14 protein-coding genes are annotated in these 17521 nt (G+C 71.7%); 2 read left to right on the forward strand and 12 right to left on the reverse strand.

The window, feature by feature from the left end; all coding sequences use genetic code 11:
- Positions 1–8 precede the first annotated feature (8 nt).
- The 9 genes from ACIRJP_RS15815 to ACIRJP_RS15855 form a co-directional block, all read right to left on the reverse strand.
- Complete coding sequence (locus ACIRJP_RS15815) at positions 9–3830, reverse strand: multifunctional oxoglutarate decarboxylase/oxoglutarate dehydrogenase thiamine pyrophosphate-binding subunit/dihydrolipoyllysine-residue succinyltransferase subunit (protein ID WP_404173392.1); 3822 nt, start codon at positions 3828–3830, stop codon at positions 9–11.
- Between the two features lie 257 nt (positions 3831–4087).
- The gene (locus tag ACIRJP_RS15820; protein WP_266729743.1) at positions 4088–5164 is read right to left on the reverse strand and encodes a HAMP domain-containing sensor histidine kinase; all 1077 of its coding nucleotides are present in this window, start codon (positions 5162–5164) and stop codon (positions 4088–4090) included.
- On the reverse strand, positions 5161–5898 hold the full coding sequence (locus ACIRJP_RS15825) for a response regulator transcription factor (protein WP_014154105.1): 738 nt from the start codon (positions 5896–5898) through the stop codon (positions 5161–5163). The genes ACIRJP_RS15820 and ACIRJP_RS15825 overlap by 4 nt, the downstream gene beginning before the upstream one ends.
- A 223-nt stretch (positions 5899–6121) precedes the next feature.
- On the reverse strand, positions 6122–6814 hold the full coding sequence (locus ACIRJP_RS15830; RefSeq protein WP_404173395.1) for a spermidine synthase: 693 nt from the start codon (positions 6812–6814) through the stop codon (positions 6122–6124).
- Between the two features lie 112 nt (positions 6815–6926).
- Positions 6927–7550: a hypothetical protein gene (locus ACIRJP_RS15835; protein ID WP_404173398.1), complete on the reverse strand. Its 624-nt coding sequence runs from the start codon at positions 7548–7550 to the stop codon at positions 6927–6929.
- Positions 7547–8866: a hypothetical protein gene (locus ACIRJP_RS15840; protein WP_404173401.1), complete on the reverse strand. Its 1320-nt coding sequence runs from the start codon at positions 8864–8866 to the stop codon at positions 7547–7549. The genes ACIRJP_RS15835 and ACIRJP_RS15840 overlap by 4 nt, the downstream gene beginning before the upstream one ends.
- Positions 8863–9666: an ABC transporter ATP-binding protein gene (locus ACIRJP_RS15845; RefSeq protein ID WP_404173404.1), complete on the reverse strand. Its 804-nt coding sequence runs from the start codon at positions 9664–9666 to the stop codon at positions 8863–8865. The genes ACIRJP_RS15840 and ACIRJP_RS15845 overlap by 4 nt, the downstream gene beginning before the upstream one ends.
- 10 nt (positions 9667–9676) lie before the next feature.
- Complete coding sequence (locus ACIRJP_RS15850; RefSeq protein WP_404173407.1) at positions 9677–10630, reverse strand: zf-HC2 domain-containing protein; 954 nt, start codon at positions 10628–10630, stop codon at positions 9677–9679.
- Positions 10627–11229: an RNA polymerase sigma factor gene (locus ACIRJP_RS15855; protein ID WP_404173411.1), complete on the reverse strand. Its 603-nt coding sequence runs from the start codon at positions 11227–11229 to the stop codon at positions 10627–10629. The genes ACIRJP_RS15850 and ACIRJP_RS15855 overlap by 4 nt, the downstream gene beginning before the upstream one ends.
- Before the next feature lie 137 nt (positions 11230–11366).
- Here ACIRJP_RS15855 and ACIRJP_RS15860 point away from each other — a divergent pair, with 137 nt between their 5' ends.
- Entirely contained in the window at positions 11367–12107 is a 741-nt protein-coding gene (locus ACIRJP_RS15860) for a rhomboid-like protein (protein ID WP_404173414.1), read from the forward strand.
- A gap of 30 nt (positions 12108–12137) precedes the next feature.
- Here ACIRJP_RS15860 and ACIRJP_RS15865 read toward each other — a convergent pair whose 3' ends face one another.
- Together ACIRJP_RS15865 and ACIRJP_RS15870 are read right to left on the reverse strand one after the other, a co-directional pair.
- A complete protein-coding gene (locus ACIRJP_RS15865; RefSeq protein ID WP_404173417.1) occupies positions 12138–12965 on the reverse strand; it encodes a nucleotidyltransferase in 828 nt (275 codons plus the stop codon).
- Between the two features lie 73 nt (positions 12966–13038).
- Entirely contained in the window at positions 13039–13689 is a 651-nt protein-coding gene (locus tag ACIRJP_RS15870; RefSeq protein ID WP_404173452.1) for a DNA alkylation repair protein, read from the reverse strand.
- A gap of 184 nt (positions 13690–13873) precedes the next feature.
- On the opposite strand from ACIRJP_RS15870, the gene lon reads away from it, so the two are divergent.
- Positions 13874–16306: an endopeptidase La gene (lon, locus tag ACIRJP_RS15875; RefSeq protein WP_404173420.1), complete on the forward strand. Its 2433-nt coding sequence runs from the start codon at positions 13874–13876 to the stop codon at positions 16304–16306.
- Positions 16307–16484: 178 nt separating this feature from the next.
- Here lon and ACIRJP_RS15880 read toward each other — a convergent pair whose 3' ends face one another.
- On the reverse strand, positions 16485–17243 hold the full coding sequence (locus ACIRJP_RS15880; RefSeq protein WP_404173455.1) for a polysaccharide deacetylase family protein: 759 nt from the start codon (positions 17241–17243) through the stop codon (positions 16485–16487).
- Positions 17244–17521: the final 278 nt, after the last annotated feature.

Consider the following 17521-nt stretch of genomic DNA (forward strand, 5'->3'; position numbering starts at 1 on the left):
GGAGCGGATCAGGCCTCGAAGACCTCGGCGACCAGCTGTGCCTGCTCGGCCTGGTGGCGCTTGGCCGAGCCGACCGCCGGGGACGAGCTGTGCGGACGCGAGATGCGGCGCAGGCGCTCACCGTGCGGGACGTCGGCGCCGACGGCCAGGTCCAGGTGGTCGATCAGGTTCAGGGCGATGAACGGCCAGGCGCCCTGGTTGGCCGGCTCCTCCTGGGTCCAGAGGTACTTCTCGGCGTTGGGGTACTTGGCGATCTCGGCCTGGAGCTCGGCACCCGGCAGCGGGTACAGGCGCTCCAGACGGATAATCGCCGTGTTGGCAGCTGCAGCGTCCGTGACGCCGCGCTTCGTGCGCTCGGCCTCCAGGTCGTAGTAGACCTTGCCGGCGCAGAAGACGACCTTGCGGACCTCGGCCGGGTTCACCGAGTCGTCGCCGATCACCGGGCGGAAGCCGCCGGTGGTGAACTCCTCCACCTTCGACGCGGCCGCCTTGAGGCGGAGCATCGACTTCGGGGTGAAGACGATCAGCGGCTTGTGGTGCGGGTTGTGCACCTGCCACCGCAGGAGGTGGAAGTAGTTCGACGGCAGGGTCGGCATGGCGACCGTCATGTTGTTCTGCGCGCACAGCGTGAGGAAGCGCTCCGGGCGGGCGGACGAGTGGTCCGGGCCCTGGCCCTCGTAGCCGTGCGGCAGGAGCAGCGTGACGCCGGAGGTCTGGCCCCACTTCTGCTCGGCCGAGGAGATGAACTCGTCGACGACGGTCTGCGCGCCGTTGACGAAGTCACCGAACTGGGCCTCCCAGACGACCAGCGACTCCGGACGGGCCAGCGAGTAGCCGTACTCGAAGCCCATCGCCGCGTACTCGCTGAGCAGCGAGTCGTAGACGTTGTAACGGGCCTGGTCGTCGGAGAGGTAGAGCAGCGGGGTGTAGTCCTCGCCGGTCACCTGGTCGACGAGGACCGCGTGGCGCTGGCCGAAGGTGCCGCGGCGGGTGTCCTGGCCGGCGAGCCGGACCGGGGTGCCCTCCATCAGCAGCGAACCGATGGCCAGGGTCTCGCCCATGCCCCAGTCGATCGTGCCGTTCTCCACCGAGGCCGCGCGGCGCTGCATCTGCGGCATCAGGCGGGGGTGGACGGTGATCCGGTCGGGGATGTTGACCTGGGACTCCGCGATGACCTTGACGACCTCCTGGGAGACCGCGGTGGTCACGGCGACCGGGAACTCCGGCTGGACCTCGGGGGTGTGCGCCGGGGCCGGCAGCGAGGTGGCCTCGCGGACCTCGGCGAAGACCTTCTCCAGCTGGCCCTGGAAGTCCTGGAGCGCCTGCTCGGCCTCTTCCAGCGTGATGTCGCCGCGACCGATGAGGGACTCGGTGTAGAGCTTGCGCACCGAGCGCTTCTTGTCGATCAGGGTGTACATCTGCGGGTTGGTGAACTCCGGGTTGTCGCCCTCGTTGTGACCGCGGCGGCGGTAGCAGATGAGGTCGATCACGACGTCCTTGTTGAACGCCTGGCGGAACTCGAAGGCGAGCCGCGCGACCCGGACGACGGCCTCGGGGTCGTCGCCGTTGACGTGGATGATCGGCGCCTCGATCATGCGCGCCACGTCGGTGGCGTACATGGAGGAGCGCGAGGACTCCGGGGCGGCGGTGAAGCCGACCTGGTTGTTGATCACCACGTGCACGGTGCCGCCGGTGCGGTAGCCGCGCAGCTGCGACATGTTGAGCGTCTCGGCGACGACGCCCTGGCCCGCGAAGGCCGCGTCGCCATGGAGCGCGATGGGCAGGACGGTGAAGTCCGTGCCGCCCTTGTTGATGATGTCCTGCTTGGCGCGGGCGATGCCCTCCAGGACCGGGTCGACCGCCTCCAGGTGCGAGGGGTTGGCGGCCAGCGAGACCTTGATCTGCTCGCCGTCCAGACCGGTGAAGGTGCCCTCGGCGCCCAGGTGGTACTTGACGTCGCCGGAGCCGTGCATCGACCGGGGGTCGAGGTTGCCCTCGAACTCGCGGAAGATCTGGGCGTACGACTTGCCCACGATATTGGCGAGGACGTTGAGCCGGCCGCGGTGGGCCATGCCGATGACGACCTCGTCGAGGCGGGCCTCGGCGGCGGAGTCGATGACCGCGTCGAGCAGCGGGATGACGGACTCGCCGCCCTCCAGCGAGAAGCGCTTCTGGCCGACGTACTTGGTCTGCAGGAACGTCTCGAACGCCTCGGCGGCGTTCAGCCGGCGCAGGATCCGCAACTGCTCCTCGCGCTCGGGCTGTTGGGCGCGCGGGCGCTCCACCCGGTCCTGGAGCCACTTGCGCTGCTTCGGGTCCTGGATGTGCATGAACTCGATGCCGGTGGTGCGGCAGTACGACTCGCGCAGCACGCCGAGGATGTCGCGGAGCTTCATCATCGACTTGCCGGCGAAACCGCCGACCGCGAAGTCCCGCTCCAGGTCCCACAGGGTGAGGCCGTGCTCGGTGATGTCCAGGTCGGGGTGCTTGCGCTGGCGGTACTCCAGCGGGTCGGTGTCGGCCATGACGTGGCCGCGGACCCGGTAGGAGTGGATCAGCTCGAAGACCCGCGCGGCCTTCGTGACGTCGCTGTCGTGCGAGGCGTCGATGTCCGTCAGCCAGCGGACCGGCTCGTACGGGATGCGCAGCGACTTGAAGATCTCGTCGTAGAACTCGTTCTCGCCGAGCAGCAGCTGGGCGACGATCCGCAGGAACTCGCCGGAGGCGGCGCCCTGGATGACCCGGTGGTCGTACGTCGAGGTCAGCGTCATGACCTTGGAGATGCCCAGCTTGTTCAGGGTGTCCTGGGAGGTGCCCTGGAACTCTGCCGGGTAGTCCATCGCGCCGACGCCCATGATGAGGCCCTGACCGGGCATCAGACGGGGCACCGAGTGGACGGTGCCGATGCCGCCGGGGTTGGTCAGCGAGGCGGTGACGCCGGTGAAGTCGTCCATGCCGAGCTTGCCGTTGCGGGCGCGGCGGACGATGTCCTCGTAGGCCTGCCAGAACTCGAAGAAGTTGAGCGTCTCGGCCTTCTTGATGGCCGCGACGACCAGCTGGCGGTCGCCGTTCGGCTTCACCAGGTCGATGGCCAGACCGAGGTTGACGTGGTCCGGCTTGACCAGGGTCGGCTTGCCGTCCTTCACCGCGAAGGAGTGGTTCATCGCCGGCATGGCCTTGAGGGCCTGCACCATCGCGTACCCGATGAGGTGCGTGAAGGAGATCTTCCCGCCCCGGGCGCGCTTGAGGTGGTTGTTGATGACGATGCGGTTGTCGAAGAGCAGCTTCACCGGGACGGCTCGGACGGACGTGGCCGTCGGCAGCTCCAGCGAGGCGTTCATGTTCTTCGCGACGGCGGCCGAGGGGCCACGCAGCGTGACGTACTCGGGTCCGGCCGGGGCCTCGGTGGCCGGTGCGGCCTTCGCCGGAGCGGGCTCGGCGGCCTTCGCGGCCGGAGCCGGCGCGGCCTTCTCCGGGGCTGCCGGAGCAGCGGCGGCGGGGGCGGCCTGTGCGGGGGCCGGTGCCGCGGGGGCCGGAGCGGGTGCGGCCGGGGCCTTGGCCGGGGTGGCCGGAGCGGGTGCGGCCGGGGTCACCGCGGCCGCTGCGGCCGGGACGCCGGGAACGGGCTTGTCCGCCGTGCCGGACGTACCCGGCTTGTAGTCGGCGAAGAAGTCCCACCAGGCGCGATCGACCGAATTGGGATCCTGGAGGTACTGCTGGTAGATCTCGTCGACGAGCCACTCATTGGGCCCGAAAGCAGCGGCCGGGTTCGAACCCGGGCTGGCTTGGTCGGTCGAGATGCTCGAGTTACTGGGGGACTGAGACGACACGGCGGCAACCGCCCTCTTCCGCTTCACAAGGTGATGGACAGCGGAAATCAAGGCTACGCCTCCCCGGCCGTTCCACGCAGGCCGGGCCGGTCTTCGTCGCCTAAGTCACATCGGAAGGCGGGTTTCGGTGCGGGAATTGGCGGGAAACAAGCACGGTTCCGCTGCTTTTTGGGTACGTGAGACCGCGGCTACGGCCCCATGGACCGCACCCCTTGAACGGAACACGTAGAACGTGCCCTTCCGGTTCGAACCCTATGTCAACCTCGCTGCTGAGGGATCCCCGGAAGAGTGACCTGAATGCGGCAGCCGCGAACGGATTCGGCCACGCCGATGCGTCCGCCGTGCAGATCCACCGCCCAGCGGGCGATCGCCAGCCCGAGGCCGGTACCGCCGTCGCTGCCCGGACCGTGCGGGGAGGGCACCTCGCCGCGGTTGAAGCGCTCGAAGACCCGGTGTCGCTCGGACTCCGGAATGCCGGGTCCCTCGTCCATGACTTCGAGCGTCAGGGACTCCGGGGCGGCCCCGCGCCGGGCCAGCACGGTGACCCGGCCGTGCGGCGGGCTGTGCTTGACGGCGTTGTCGATCAGATTGGCCACCACCTGGTGCAGCCGTTCCGCGTCCGCGTGCGCGGTCAGCTCCGGCGGCGACACGTCCAGGTGCAGATGGACGTCCTTGCGGGTGTGGTTCCCGGAACCGGACGGCAGCCGGCGGTGCCCGGCGGCGAGATTCGCCTCCTTCAGTACGCCCGACAGATACGGCCACACCTCGAAACGGCGGGCCTTGAGCGTGACCACCCCGTTGTCCAGCCGGGACAGGTCCAGCAGCGTCTCCACCAGCCTGCCGAGCCGCTCGGTCTGCTTGAGCGCCGTGCGCATCGTCTCGGGATCGGCGGTGGACACCCCGTCCACGACGTTCTCCAGCACGGCTCTCAGCGCCGCGATGGGTGTTCGCAGCTCGTGCGAGACATTGGCGACCAGCTCCTTGCGGTGCCGGTCCACGGCCTCCAGATCGTCCGCCATGCGGTTGATCGTCTGGGCCAGGTCGCCGAGTTCGTCGCGCCGGTCGGCGCCGCTCACCCGTCTGGTGTAGTCGCCGTGCGATATGGACCGGGCCACCGTGGTCATCTCGTCCAGCGGCGAGGTCAGACCGTGCGCCACGAACTGGGTTATGAGCAGGGTCGCGATCACCGAGAACACCGTGATGAACCGCAGCTCGGTCCTGGTGCGCACGGCCACCATCAGCAGCCCGGTGGTGATGAACACCGAGACCACGACGAGCGTGCTCATCTTGGCCTTGACCGAGAAGGGACGCAGTCCGGAACCGGGCCGGGTCATGGAGCCGGCGTCTCCAGGGCGTAACCGACACCGTGCACGGTACGGATCCGCTCCGCGCCGATCTTCCGGCGCAGCGCCTTGATGTGGCTGTCGACCGTACGGGTCCCGGAGGCGTCCGCCCAGTCCCAGACCTCTGCCAGCAGCTGCTCCCGGGAGAGCACCGCCCGCGGCGTATTGGCCAGACAGACCAGCAGGTCGAACTCGGTCGGCGTGAGGTGGACGTCGTCGGCGCGGACCCGGACCCGGCGCTGCGCGTGATCGATCTCCAGCTCACCGAGGCGCAGTATCCCGCTGCGCGGCGTCACCGCGGCCAGCGCCGCGCGCTCGACCCGGCGCAGCAGGACATGGACCCGGGCCGCCAGCTCGCGCATCGAGAACGGCTTGGTCATGTAGTCGTCGGCGCCGACCCCGAGGCCGACCAGCATGTCCGTCTCGTCGTCCCTGGCGGTCAGCATCAGCACCGGCACCGGCCGCTGGGCCTGCACACGGCGGCAGACCTCCAGGCCGTCGAAGCCGGGAAGCATGATGTCGAGCACCATCAGATCGGGCTGCCACGCCTCGGCCGCGTCCACCGCCGCGGGACCGTCGAGTGCCGTCTGCACCAGAAAGCCCTCCGCCCGCAGCCGGGCGGAAATGGCATCGACGATCGTGGCGTCGTCCTCGACCACCAGCACCCGGCGCTGCGCGCCCGGGGTGGCCGCGACACCGTTGTGGGTGGTGTGTGTCTGTTCCATCGCCCCGCCCCTGCCCGTTCTCGCGGGGGCCATTCCCCCGGACGCACGGTCTTCGCTTGTGGATTTCGTCGGTGATCCCGTTACCGGTCAGCAGCGTAAAGGCAGCGGACTCCTCTCGGCTACGCAGGGTGTAACGCCTCGGACGCGAAGAGGTGGCGGAGTGTCGGTCTTGTGGCACTTGGCCCCCGGACTTCCGGGGGCCGGGGATACCCGGTGGGGGGTCTCAGTCTGTCCGAAGTGCGAGATGCACCACGTCGGGCACACCTCGGGCAACGCTTACCTCTTCGGTTCTTACCCCCTCGAATCCGGCATTCCGTAGGGCCTGTTCGAAGTCGGCGGACGGCTGTGCGGACCACACTGCGAGAACGCCGCCCGGCGTCAGCCGCTCCCGGCAGTCCGCCAGACCGGCGGGGGAGTACAGGCTCGTGTTGTCCTCGGTGACGGTCCAGTCCGGCCCGTTGTCGATGTCGAGACACAGGGCGTCGTAACGTTCCGTAGTCGTACGCAGATACTCGACGAGATCCGTCGTCAGGATCCCGGTCCGCGGATCGGCGAGCGCCGCACCGGAGACAGCGGCCAGCGGCCCCTGAAGATGCCAGTCCACGATCGCCCGCTCCCGCTCGGCCACGACGATCCGCCCCCACCTCGGCTCGGTGGCGGCCCGGACGAGCGAGAAACCGACGCCGAGACCGCCGATGAGCACCGACGGAGCGGTCCGGCCGGCCGGCAGCGCGGCCAGCGCCGCGTCGATCAGCAGCCGCTCGGAGCGCCCGTCCGAAGTGTCCATCAGGAAACACCCGTTGGCGATGATCTCGAAGTCGTCACCCCGCCCCCGCAGCACGACCTCGCCGTACGGGCCTTCGCGGCGGTCGAGCGTGACGGGGGCGAGGGTGTCGGAGTGGTACGTGTCGGGCATGGCGCGGGTCTCCGGTGACGGCGGGCGGGTTCCCCGCCATCCTGTCCGGTCGGCGCGGCCCGGGGCCAGTGGATTGCCGGATCCGCCCCGAGTGCCGGTAGGGCGACGGCGGTTACCCGCGCTCCGGGCGTGCGCCGCGCACCGCGAGGAGCGCCGCCCCGGCCACGTACGCCGCCACGGCCACCGCCCACGCCGCACCCTGTGGGCCCGGCTGCATGGGCCAGGCCCACACCGCCGCCGCGCCGCCCGGGGTGCGCGGCGCCGCCAGATAGACGGCGCCGCCGTAGACCGTCATCGGCAGCCAGCTCAGCCGGGCACCGAGCAGCGCGACGGAGGCCGTGGCCACCCCCGTCGCACCGAGCACGTTGCGCACCATGGCCGGTACGCCGAACTCCTCCGGGTGCCCCGGGACGGCTGCCGCGAGCGCCCCCGCCGTCACGGCGGTCAGCGCCAGCAGATGCAGCAGCCGGCGCGGCCACCACCGGCCCACGGCGGCCCGGTCCAGCTCGTCGCTGTGCGAGTGCAGGCTGGTGCCGATCGCGGCGGAGGCGAGCAGCGGGGCCAGCACGACGACCGGGACGCGGGCGGTGTGGTCGAAGTACGGCCGGCTCTGCAGCCAGTGGGCGGCCCATGCCGCGACGAGCGTGATGCACGTCAGGGTGGCGGCGGTGAGGGGAAGGGCGCGGGAGCGGATGTAGAGGAGGGGGAGAGCGGCGCGGGCAGGCTGAGCGCTCACAGGGCGGGCACCTCCGCGGGCGTGCAGCTCTCCAGCGTGGCCAGGAAGCGGCCGAGCCAGGCTCTGCGGTCGGCTTCGGGCATGGCATCGAGGCGGGCGACGAGGGGGCGGGCCTCCGGGTCCCATGTGGAGTCGTCGTCGGCCAGCCAGGTGCGTACGGCGTCGTCCGTGAACCCCACCCGGTCGGCAGCCTTGCGGTCGCTCGTCTCCATGCCGTCCGGACAGTCGCGGTTGACCAGGGTCAGGGCGGTGTCGGAAGCGTATGCCCCGGGGTCGGTCAGCTTGTTCCGGGTGAGTCCCCGGCCGCGCGTCGCCGAGCCGAGAGCGGCTTCGCCGTTCTTCGGGTCGAACGAGGAGTCCACGTACCTGACCGGTGCGCCCGGTACTCCCTCCAGGCGCGAGAACATGCCGGCCAGGGCGGCGGACACGCTGGGCAGCGCCGGGGCGTCGGGCGCCTTCACGCAGAGCTGGGGCACGCCCGGTTCCGGTGCCGAGCAGACCTTGCGCGTCGCGGTCGGGGCGTCGCGGAAGAGGTCGGCGCCCGTGTGCACGATCACCGCTCCGGCCGCGACCGCCAGCGCGAGCGGCAGGACGGCAGGCAGGCGCCGCCGGGCCGCGTACGCGAGCAGCACGGTGGCGGCGATGCCGCCCGTCCAGGCCAGCAGGACCGGCGCGAACCACCACACCGGGACCGACCACGACAGCGTGTACTGCTCGCCGGGGCTCAGGAACCGGGCCTTCGCCTCCATGTAGCCCGGCGCCCCCAGGAGCAGGTACAGCACGACCGCGAGCACCGGGGCGGCCAGCCGCCACCGCACCAGCCGCCCGGCCACGAAGCCGACGAAGCCGATGGACAGCAGGAGGCCGAGATCCGTGACGGCGACCGAGAGGGACGGGCCGCCCGCCCCGGTGTACGGAGCCGTCGCCGCGAACACCACGGCCAGCGCGAGCAGGTACCCGGCTGCCGCCCACAGCACGATCGGCGTCGCGGCCGTCGTCACCTGCGCCAACCGGCTGCGCGCCACCGAGAGCAGCAGTTCGGCGGTGCGCCGGCGGTGCTCCCGGCCGCCCTGCCAGCAGGCGGCCGCGGCGACGAGCGGGCCGCCGAGCAGCGCCGCCGCCGAGTGCAGCTGGGACTGGGTCTCGCCCCAGCTGCCCTGCCACTGGGCCGCCTTGCTCCAGAGCGGGACGAGGAGGGTGACGGCGACGGCGAGACCCGTCCAGGGGGCGATCCCGCGCCGGAGTTCGATGCGCAGGGCGGTGCGGGCCGGGGGCTTTCCGGGCGCGGTCTTCCTCGGCGCGACGGAGGCAGTCATCGGTTCGCCACCGCCGCCCGGTGCGCCCGCAGCGCAGCGGTGTAGCCGCGCTCGATCGGGTTTCCGTCCGGCCGCTCCGCTCCGCCGTCCCCGGCGTCGCCGAGCTCCGTCAGTGCCCGGGTCGTGCCCCGGTACGCGATCCGGCCCGCCTCGATCAGCGTGACATCGGTGCAGGCGGCGGCGACGTCCTCGACCAGATGGGTCGAGACGATCACGGTGGTGGTGCGGCCCAGCTCCCGTATCAGCGCCCGGAATTCGACCCGCTGCTCCGGGTCCAGGCCGGCGGTCGGCTCGTCGAGCAGCAGCAGGTCCGGATCGTTGACGATCGCCTGGGCGATGCCGACGCGCCGCACCATGCCGCCCGACAGGGTCTTCACCCGGGCGTCGATCCGGCCCGTCAGCCCCACCCGGTCCACCGCGCGTTCCACCGCCTCCGGGACCGCCGCCGCGTCCATCTCCTTGAGCCAGGCCACGTACGAGACGAACTCGCGGACCGTGAAGCCCGGGTAGTAGCCGAACTCCTGCGGCAGATAACCGAGCCTGCGCCGGACCGCCGCCCGGCTGCGGTGGTCCGACCCGGCGCCGACCTCGCTGCCGAGCAGCTCCACCCGGCCGCCGGAAGGCGCGGCGACGGTGGCGAGCACCCGGATCAGCGAGGTCTTGCCCGCCCCGTTCGGCCCGAGCAGCCCGTGCACACCGGGCGTGAAGTCCAGGTCGACGGCGTCGAGCGCGGTCGTCCTGCGGTGCCGGACGGTCAGTGCCCTGGCCTCGACCGTGTTCACGGCCTCGGTGCCGCTCATGCGTTCACGCTCACAACGTCTCCAGATGGTCGAAGGATCTACGGCGTACGGCGAGCAGTGCGGCGCACACCAGCGCGCCCGCCGCCCAGCCGGCCTGAGCGGCGGGGCCCGCGAAGTACCGGGCGGCCGAGGCCGCCGCGGCGACGGAGGCCGGGGGCGACGCGGCGAAGGCGGGCAGGACGACGGCGGCCGCCCAGGCCACGGCGACGGACGTGGCGCCGGTGCGGCAGCCGACGTACGAACCGAGGGCGAGCGCCGCCAGCGTCATCGCGAGTCCGGGCAGCAGCCAGGCCGCCGCGCCGGGCCGCCCGGCGGACGCCGGCAGCGCCGCCCCGGCGAGGGTGAGCGCCGGGATGCTCACGGCGAGCACCGCGGCGGTCCTGGTCAGCAGCAGCCGCACCCCGCCGGACGGGGTGGCGGCGGTGATCTCGTGCATCGGGTCCGCGTGCCGGCCGTAGGAGAGGGCCACCCCGGCGAGCGGCAGCACCGGCGCGACGACGAGGAGCAGCGGGCGGACGGCCTCACCGGCCCCGCCCCCCGCCCCGTACGCCAGCGCGACGGCCCCGACGGCCACCAGCACCAGCGCCAGCAGCCACGGGCCGCGCAGCGCGGGCCCGGCGGCCCACAGCAGCCGCCCGGCGCGGGTGGCGGCCCCGGGGAAACGCAACCGGGCTCCGCGGGCGGGCTCCCCTGCGGACGCCCCTTCCGCCGGGACCTCTTCCACCGAGACCCCTTCCGCCGCCACCGCGGCCAGCACCCCCGCGCGTACCGCGGCCAGTGCCGCCCCCGCCTCCGGCCGCGCCCGTACCGCCGCCGAGAGCCGGGCCGCGCACCCCCCGCACGCCTCCACGTGCTTCTCCACGGACCAGGCGACCGTCTCCGGCACCGAACCGGCGGCGTACCGCCCGGCCAGCTCCTCGCTCACGTGCCAGTGGGGCATGCCGTCACCTCCCATCGTGGTCATGCCGTTCCTCCCAGCGGCCGGGCCGCCGGGGCCGGCAGCTCAAGCGCGGCCCGCAGTTCGCGTCTGGCCCGCATCGCCCGGGTCTTGACCGTGCCCTCGGGTATGCCGAGGAGCCGCGCCGTCTCGCGGGTCGTCAGCCCGTCGATGACGGTGGCGCGCAGGACCTCGCGCAGCTCGGGCGAGATCCGGTCGAGCGCGGCGCCCACATCCCCGTACTCCAGCCCCGCGAGCACCCGCTCCTCGGCGGACGGCGCGGTGGCCGTCCACTCGTTGCTCCCGGTCCGCTCCGCCCGGTCGGCGAGATCGGTACGGGCACGGGCCCGCTGGGCGTCCACCAGCCGGCGCGAGGCGATCACCCACAGCCAGCCGCCGACCCTGGCCCCGCGGTGCGAGGCGGCGGAGCGCCAGACCGTCACGAAGGTGTCCTGGAGGACCTCCCGTACGGTCTCGGCATCCGCGCACCGTCTGCTCAGCCTGGCCAGCAGCCAGCCGGCGTGCCGGTCGTAGAGCGTCGCCAGGGCCTGCGTATCGCCCTTCGCGACGGCACGCAGCAGAGCGTCGTCGTCCGGGTCCTCCCCCGAGGGGCGCAACAGCTTCACACCTCTTCTATCGGGCGACGCGCCCCGACCGGTTCACGGGCGGCGTGTGTGGCTCACGCCATGGACGGCACGCGGGATGATCACAGAGGGCAGGACGTTGCTTCGGGGGGGCTTGTCATGGGAAGGGGCCTCGCGCGGTGCATCAGCGTACGGACCGGGCGGTCCGCGAAGAATCCTTCGCGGCTCCGCTGCTCGACGCCGTCCCGCGCCAGCCCGGCCCGGCCGCCCCGCCGCCGTCCCCTCCTCCGGACAGCGGGGCCCGCCGATGGCTGCGGCTGCTGCCGACACCCACCGGTACCCCGTTCACCTCCGGGTATCTGCTGGTGCTGATCGGTACGTCCCTCTTCATGGAGTTCGCCGACCCCGCCACCGTCGCCGCCGCGCTGCGCGAATCGAGCACGGACGTCGCGCACCTCGGCGAGACCCCGCTGCTCGTCCTGACCGCCAGCGCCCTGCGGGCCGTCGGCGGGCTCGGCTCCCCGGTGGTCTTCGTTCTCGCGCTCGTACTGACCGCGCTGGAACGCCGCGTCGGAGGACGGCGGACCGCCGTCGTGTTCGTGCTCGGCCATGTCGTGGCGACGCTCGCCACGGAGATCCCGGTCGGGATCTCCGTGGTCGTCGGGCATCTGCCGGAGTCGTCGCTGCACCGCCTCGACTACGGCATCAGCTTCGGGCTGATGGCGAGCGTGGGCGCGCTCACCGGGCTGTTCACCCCGCTGGTCCGGACGCTGGTGCTCGGCGGACTGGGCGTGATGCTGGCGAGCGACCTGGTCGAGCTGAGCAACCCGCTCACCGACTGGGGCCATCCGCTGGCGCTGCTGCTCGGCGTGTCCTGCCGGCCGCTGCTGCGCCGGGCCGGCGCGGCCAGGACGAGGTGAGCCGGGGTGTGGCGGAGCGGGGCGAGGCGATCAGGGGCGCGGTGCCTTCCCGCCGTGCACCGCGAGGTACTCGGCCGCCAGCCAGGGCGCGAGGTCCTCGATGAGCGTGGTGAGGACGGCCGGGTCGGCACAGGGGCTGCGGCCGACGCGGGCGGCCAGCCGCATCTGTTCGATCCGCTCCGGGTGGCCCGGGTAGTAGCGGGCGAACACCTCGGCGGACTCGGCCAGGTCGCTGGTCCAGCCCCGCCACTGCGGCATCACCAGGGTGAACCCGGACCGGACGATCCGGCGGGCGGCCCCGCGGCAGAGGCTGCGGCGTTCGGCGTCCGTGGCCGCCTCGGCGGCCCTGCGCCGCCAGCGAGGCAGAGCCAGCACCAGGTCCCCGTTGGTCTCGCGGGCGAGCAGCGGGGTCGGGCGGTAGCGCGGCAGCCGCCCGGCGAGGTCCTCGCCCAGCAGCGGGGTGCAGAGACAGGCGAGGAAGAAGCCGAGGTCGTGCCGTTCGAGCTCGCTGGTGACGGTGTCGGTACTGGTGAGGAGGGCACCGGCACCGTCGATCTGCCCGAAGTCGGCGGCCAGAGCGGCTTCGACGGCACGGGCCGCGGCCTCGTCGGCCCCGGTCGGCCGGGTACGCAGAACCAGCAGCAGATCCAGATCGGAGACACCGGGAACGGCCGTGCCGCGCGGAATGCTGCCGTAGACGTACGCGCTGTGCAGCCGCCTGCCGTCGAACGCCCCGGTGATCCGGGACCGGGCCGCCGCCACCACGGGGGCGAACGCCGCGGGCACCAGGCTCAGCGAACCCTCCCGCCGGATCGTCCCGTCCTCGTTCAGCCCCCGGTCACCGTTGTCGTCGTTCATGGGAGCACTGTGCCCGCACCTGTGCGGCGGGCCGAACGATTTTCGGGCCCGCCGAGGGTCACGGAGCACCCCCTCAGCTCTCCTGCTCCTGTCGTCTGCGTACCAGCTCGGCGATCCAGACCGGAGCGAACGGGGACGTGCAGTTCGGGGGAGTCGGGTAGTCCTTGAGCACTTCCAGGCGCTCGCCGATGCCGATCGCGCGGGCGCGGTACTCGGCGTGCTCGATCCCGATCTGCGCCAGACAGTGGTTCATCGCCCACTGCAGACGGTCCGGGGCGTCCTTCATCTCCGCCTCGACGACATCGAGCAACCCCGCGATGTCGAGACCCTCGGGCTTCTTCGCCACCCGCTCGGTGGTCAGCGCCCAGCCGGCACTCGCGACCACCGGATCCGGGTCGGCGGCCCAGGCCAGTCGCAGCTCCTCGGCGTGCGGGCTCTTCTTCACCGCGTAGTTGACGAGCCAGTCGTGCACCTTGGGGGCGCGCGCCTCGCGCACCATGGCGTCCAGCTCCTCGCGCCCGAACGCCTTCGGGCGGCAGACCAGGATCGCCAGGAGCCTCGCCGCGGTGTCGCCCGTCGCCCAGAGGCCGCCCGCGAGCTCCTGCTGAGTCCCGAGCCGCTTCGCGAGCGCGCGCAGCTTGCCGAGGTTCACCCCGTGATCGTCGCCGCGCTTCTCGTTCACCTTGCGCGCCTTCGGGTCATCGAGCTCGGCGAGCTCGGCCATGACCTGCGGCACCGTCGTCGTCCCGGCCACCTCGGTCTCCTGCCCTTCGCGCGTGAAATTCCAGCGTACGGCCGACACTCGCCCGGCCCAGGCGATCGCTCACAGCGAACACCGCCCCGGGAACAATGGATGGCTCAGGAGCATTGAGTCTGCATAGCTCAACTTGACTGCTGAAGGGGAGATCATGGCTACCGATTCCAATGCGGTCACTCCGCTCGCCCTGCCCGTGCTGCCGCTCGACGACGAGGTCGTGCTGCCCGGGATGGTGGTGCCGCTGGACCTGTCCGACACCGATGTACGTGCTGCCGTGGAGGCCGCGCAGGCCGCGGCCCGTGACGGTGGCGGCAAGCCCGAGGTGCTTCTGGTGCCGAGAATCGACGGTACGTACACCGGTACCGGTGTCATCGGCACCGTCGAGCAGGTCGGACGGCTTTCGGACGGGGATCCGGGCGCGCTCATCCGCGGCCGGGGCCGGGTGCGGATCGGGGCCGGGACCAGTGGGCCGGGCGGGGCACTCTGGGTGGAGGGATCCCGGGTCGACGCGATCGTCCCCGATCCGCTCCCCGGAGCCGCGGCCGAGCTGGTCAAGGAGTACAAGGCGCTCGCCACCAGCTGGCTGAAGAAGCGCGGCGCCTGGCAGGTCGTGGACCGGGTCCAGCAGATCGAGGACATCTCCGCGCTCGCCGACAATTCCGGATACTCGCCCTTCCTCACCACCGCCCAGAAGGTGCAGCTCCTGGAGACCACGGACCCGGTCGCCCGGCTCAAGCTCGCCATCCAGTGGCTCGGCGAACACCTCGCCGAGCAGGACGTCGCCGAGTCCATCGCCAAGGACGTCCAGGAGGGCGTCGACAAGCAGCAGCGTGAATTCCTGCTGCGGCGCCAGCTCGAAGCCGTCCGCAAGGAGCTCTCCGATCTCAACGGTGGGACTGGTTCCGGCGCAGACGAGTCCGACGACTACCGGGCCCGCGTCGAGGCCGCCGACCTTCCTGAGCATGTCCGCGAGGCCGCGCTCAAGGAGGTCGACAAGCTGGAGCGCTCCTCCGACCAGAGCCCGGAGGGCTCCTGGATCAGGACCTGGCTCGACACCGTCCTCGAACTGCCGTGGAACGAACGGACCGAGGACGCGTACGACATCCGGGGCGCGCAGCAGGTGCTCGACGCCGAGCACGCGGGGCTCCAGGACGTGAAGGAGCGCATCACCGAGTACCTGGCCGTCCGCAAGCGGCGCTCCGACCGGGGGCTCGGCGTGGTCGGCGGGCGACGCGGCGGTGCCGTGCTGGCGCTGGTGGGGCCTCCGGGCGTGGGCAAGACCTCGCTCGGTGAGTCCGTCGCGCACGCCATGGGCCGCAAGTTCGTCCGCGTCGCCCTCGGCGGTGTGCGCGATGAGGCGGAGATCCGGGGCCACCGGCGTACGTACGTGGGCGCCCTGCCGGGACGCGTCGTGCGGGCCATCAAGGAGGCCGGCTCGATGAACCCGGTCGTCCTGCTCGACGAGATCGACAAGGTGGGATCCGACTTCCGGGGCGACCCGGCCGCCGCCCTCCTCGAAGTCCTCGACCCGGCGCAGAACCACACCTTCCGCGACCACTACCTGGAGGTCGAACTCGACCTCAGCGACGTCGTCTTCCTGGCCACGGCCAATGTGCTCGAAGCCATCCCCGAGGCCCTGCTCGACCGCATGGAGCTGGTCAGGCTCGACGGCTACACCGAGGACGAGAAGGTCGTCATCGCCCGGGACCACCTGCTCCCGCGCCAGCTGGAGCGGGCCGGTCTGGAGAAGGACGAGGTGACGCTCGACGAGTCCGCGCTGCGCAAGCTGGCCGGCGAGTACACCCGCGAGGCGGGCGTACGGAACCTGGAACGGGCCGTCGCCCGGCTGCTCCGCAAGGTCGCGGCCCAGCACGAACTGGGCGACCGGGAGCTGCCGTTCACGGTCACCGAGGCGGATCTGCGCGCTCTGATCGGGCGGCCGCACCATGTGCCCGAGTCCGCCCAGGACCCGGCCGAGCGCCGTACCTCGGTGCCCGGCGTGGCCACCGGACTCGCGGTGACCGGCGCGGGCGGCGACGTGCTGTTCGTGGAGGCGTCGCTGGCCGACCCGGAGACCGGGGCGTCCGGACTGACCCTCACCGGCCAGCTCGGCGACGTCATGAAGGAGTCCGCGCAGATCGCGCTGAGCTTCCTGCGGTCGCACGGCGCGGAGCTGGAGCTGCCGGTCGCGGACCTGAAGGACCGCGGCGTGCACATCCACTTCCCGGCGGGCGCGGTCCCGAAGGACGGCCCGAGCGCCGGCATCACCATGACGACGGCGCTGGCCTCGCTGCTCTCCGGGCGGCTGGTCCGTACGGACGTGGCGATGACCGGTGAGGTCTCGCTGACCGGCCGGGTGCTGCCGATCGGCGGCCTGAAGCAGAAGCTGCTGGCCGCGCACCGCGCCGGGATCACCACCGTGGTGATTCCGAAGCGGAACGAGGCCGACCTGGACGACGTCCCCGCCGAGGTCCTGGACACGCTGGAGGTCCACCCGGTGACCGATGTCCGCCAGGTCCTGGAGATCGCCCTCGCCCCGGCCGCCGCGGCCAGGCCCGAGGAGAGGATCCCGGCCGCGGCGTGATCGCCACGGCGTGACGGACGTGGCACCGCGTACGCGACCGGTACGGACGGCCCGCCTCCCCGGCAACGGGTGGGCGGGCCGTTCCGCGTCCGCGACACCGTGCACGTCGCGGTTCCATCGCATGGCAGGGCCCCCGGCGCATCGCGCGCCGGGGCCCTGCCGCTTCACCGATCCCTGCTCAGGGGCGGTAGATGGTCCCCGGGACCGGCTCGGCGGGTGCCATCAGCTGCGGGACGGTGACGAAGGTGTAGCCCTGCTTCTTCAGCTCGTCGATGATGCCCGGCACCGCGGGCACCGTGCCCTTGTAGATGTCGTGCAGCAGGATGACGCCGTCCTTGCTCGCCTGGTCCAGGATGCGCTTCTTGATCAGCGCCGAGTCGGTCGTGGAGTAGTCCTTCGCCGTGGCGCTCCACAGGATCTGGGAGAGCCCCAGGTCCTTGCTGATGTCCGAGACGGTGTCGTCGGTGCGGCCCTGCGGCGGGCGCATCAGGCGCGGCTTCTTGCCGGTTATCTCCGCTATCGCGTCCTGAGTCTTCTTCAGCTCGGCGCGTATGTCGGCCGGCTCGCGGTCCGTCAGGACCTGGTGCGTCCAGGTGTGGTTGGCCACCTCGTGTCCCTCGGCGGCGATCCTGCGCACGGTGTCGGGGTGCTTCTTGACGTGGTTCTTGCCCAGCAGGAAGAAGGTCGCGTGCACCTTCTTCTCCTTGAGTATGTCCAGCAGGCGCGGGGTGTCCTCGCCCGGTCCCGCGTCGAAGGTCAGCGCTATGCACTTCGCCTTGCGACAGTCCACCGGGCCGAAGGAGCCCTTGGCGTCGGAGCCGGCGTCGCCGCGTGCCGAGGCGGGAGCCGTGGTCTGCATGGAGCACCCGCTCAGCGTGAGGGTGAGCGCCGTCACAAGGGCGGCGGCCAACCCCGTACCGATCGACTTCGTCTTCATGGACAAGGCGGGTCACTCCTCCGTTGCTGAACAGCTGGACACGGCGCACGGTGTGCGACAGAGAAGGACTATACATAGCGTGTATACAGCGTGTTCATAGGGGGCGGTTCCGTGATGGAGGGCGGAAATGCCTGGTCGCGGAGGTGGAGTCGCGGGGGACAGGCGAGAGCCCCGGCGGGCGACGGCGAATTCGAGGGGTCGTTGCAACACGTGGTCGGTTGTTCAGGCCGCGAGCAGTTTAGACAGGCGCTCGGCTGGGGTTTCCCAGCCGAGCGTTT

Origin of the sequence: Streptomyces sp. NPDC102437 (genome assembly GCF_044765565.1) — a bacterium.
Lineage (GTDB): Bacteria > Actinomycetota > Actinomycetes > Streptomycetales > Streptomycetaceae > Streptomyces.

Bases quoted from the DNA above. Each gene is read 5' to 3' on its own strand.
- ACIRJP_RS15825 (WP_014154105.1), bottom strand. From the start codon at position 5,898: ATGGAACAGACACACACCACCCACAACGGTGTCGCGGCCACCCCGGGC.
- ACIRJP_RS15865 (WP_404173417.1), bottom strand. From the start codon at position 12,965: ATGAACGACGACAACGGTGACCGGGGGCTGAACGAGGACGGGACGATC.
- ACIRJP_RS15850 (WP_404173407.1), bottom strand. From the start codon at position 10,630: ATGACCACGATGGGAGGTGACGGCATGCCCCACTGGCACGTGAGCGAG.
- ACIRJP_RS15820 (WP_266729743.1), bottom strand. From the start codon at position 5,164: ATGACCCGGCCCGGTTCCGGACTGCGTCCCTTCTCGGTCAAGGCCAAG.
- ACIRJP_RS15830 (WP_404173395.1), bottom strand. From the start codon at position 6,814: ATGCCCGACACGTACCACTCCGACACCCTCGCCCCCGTCACGCTCGAC.
- ACIRJP_RS15880 (WP_404173455.1), bottom strand. From the start codon at position 17,243: ATGAAGACGAAGTCGATCGGTACGGGGTTGGCCGCCGCCCTTGTGACG.
- ACIRJP_RS15845 (WP_404173404.1), bottom strand. From the start codon at position 9,666: ATGAGCGGCACCGAGGCCGTGAACACGGTCGAGGCCAGGGCACTGACC.
- lon (WP_404173420.1), top strand. From the start codon at position 13,874: ATGGCTACCGATTCCAATGCGGTCACTCCGCTCGCCCTGCCCGTGCTG.
- ACIRJP_RS15870 (WP_404173452.1), bottom strand. From the start codon at position 13,689: ATGGCCGAGCTCGCCGAGCTCGATGACCCGAAGGCGCGCAAGGTGAAC.
- ACIRJP_RS15840 (WP_404173401.1), bottom strand. From the start codon at position 8,866: ATGACTGCCTCCGTCGCGCCGAGGAAGACCGCGCCCGGAAAGCCCCCG.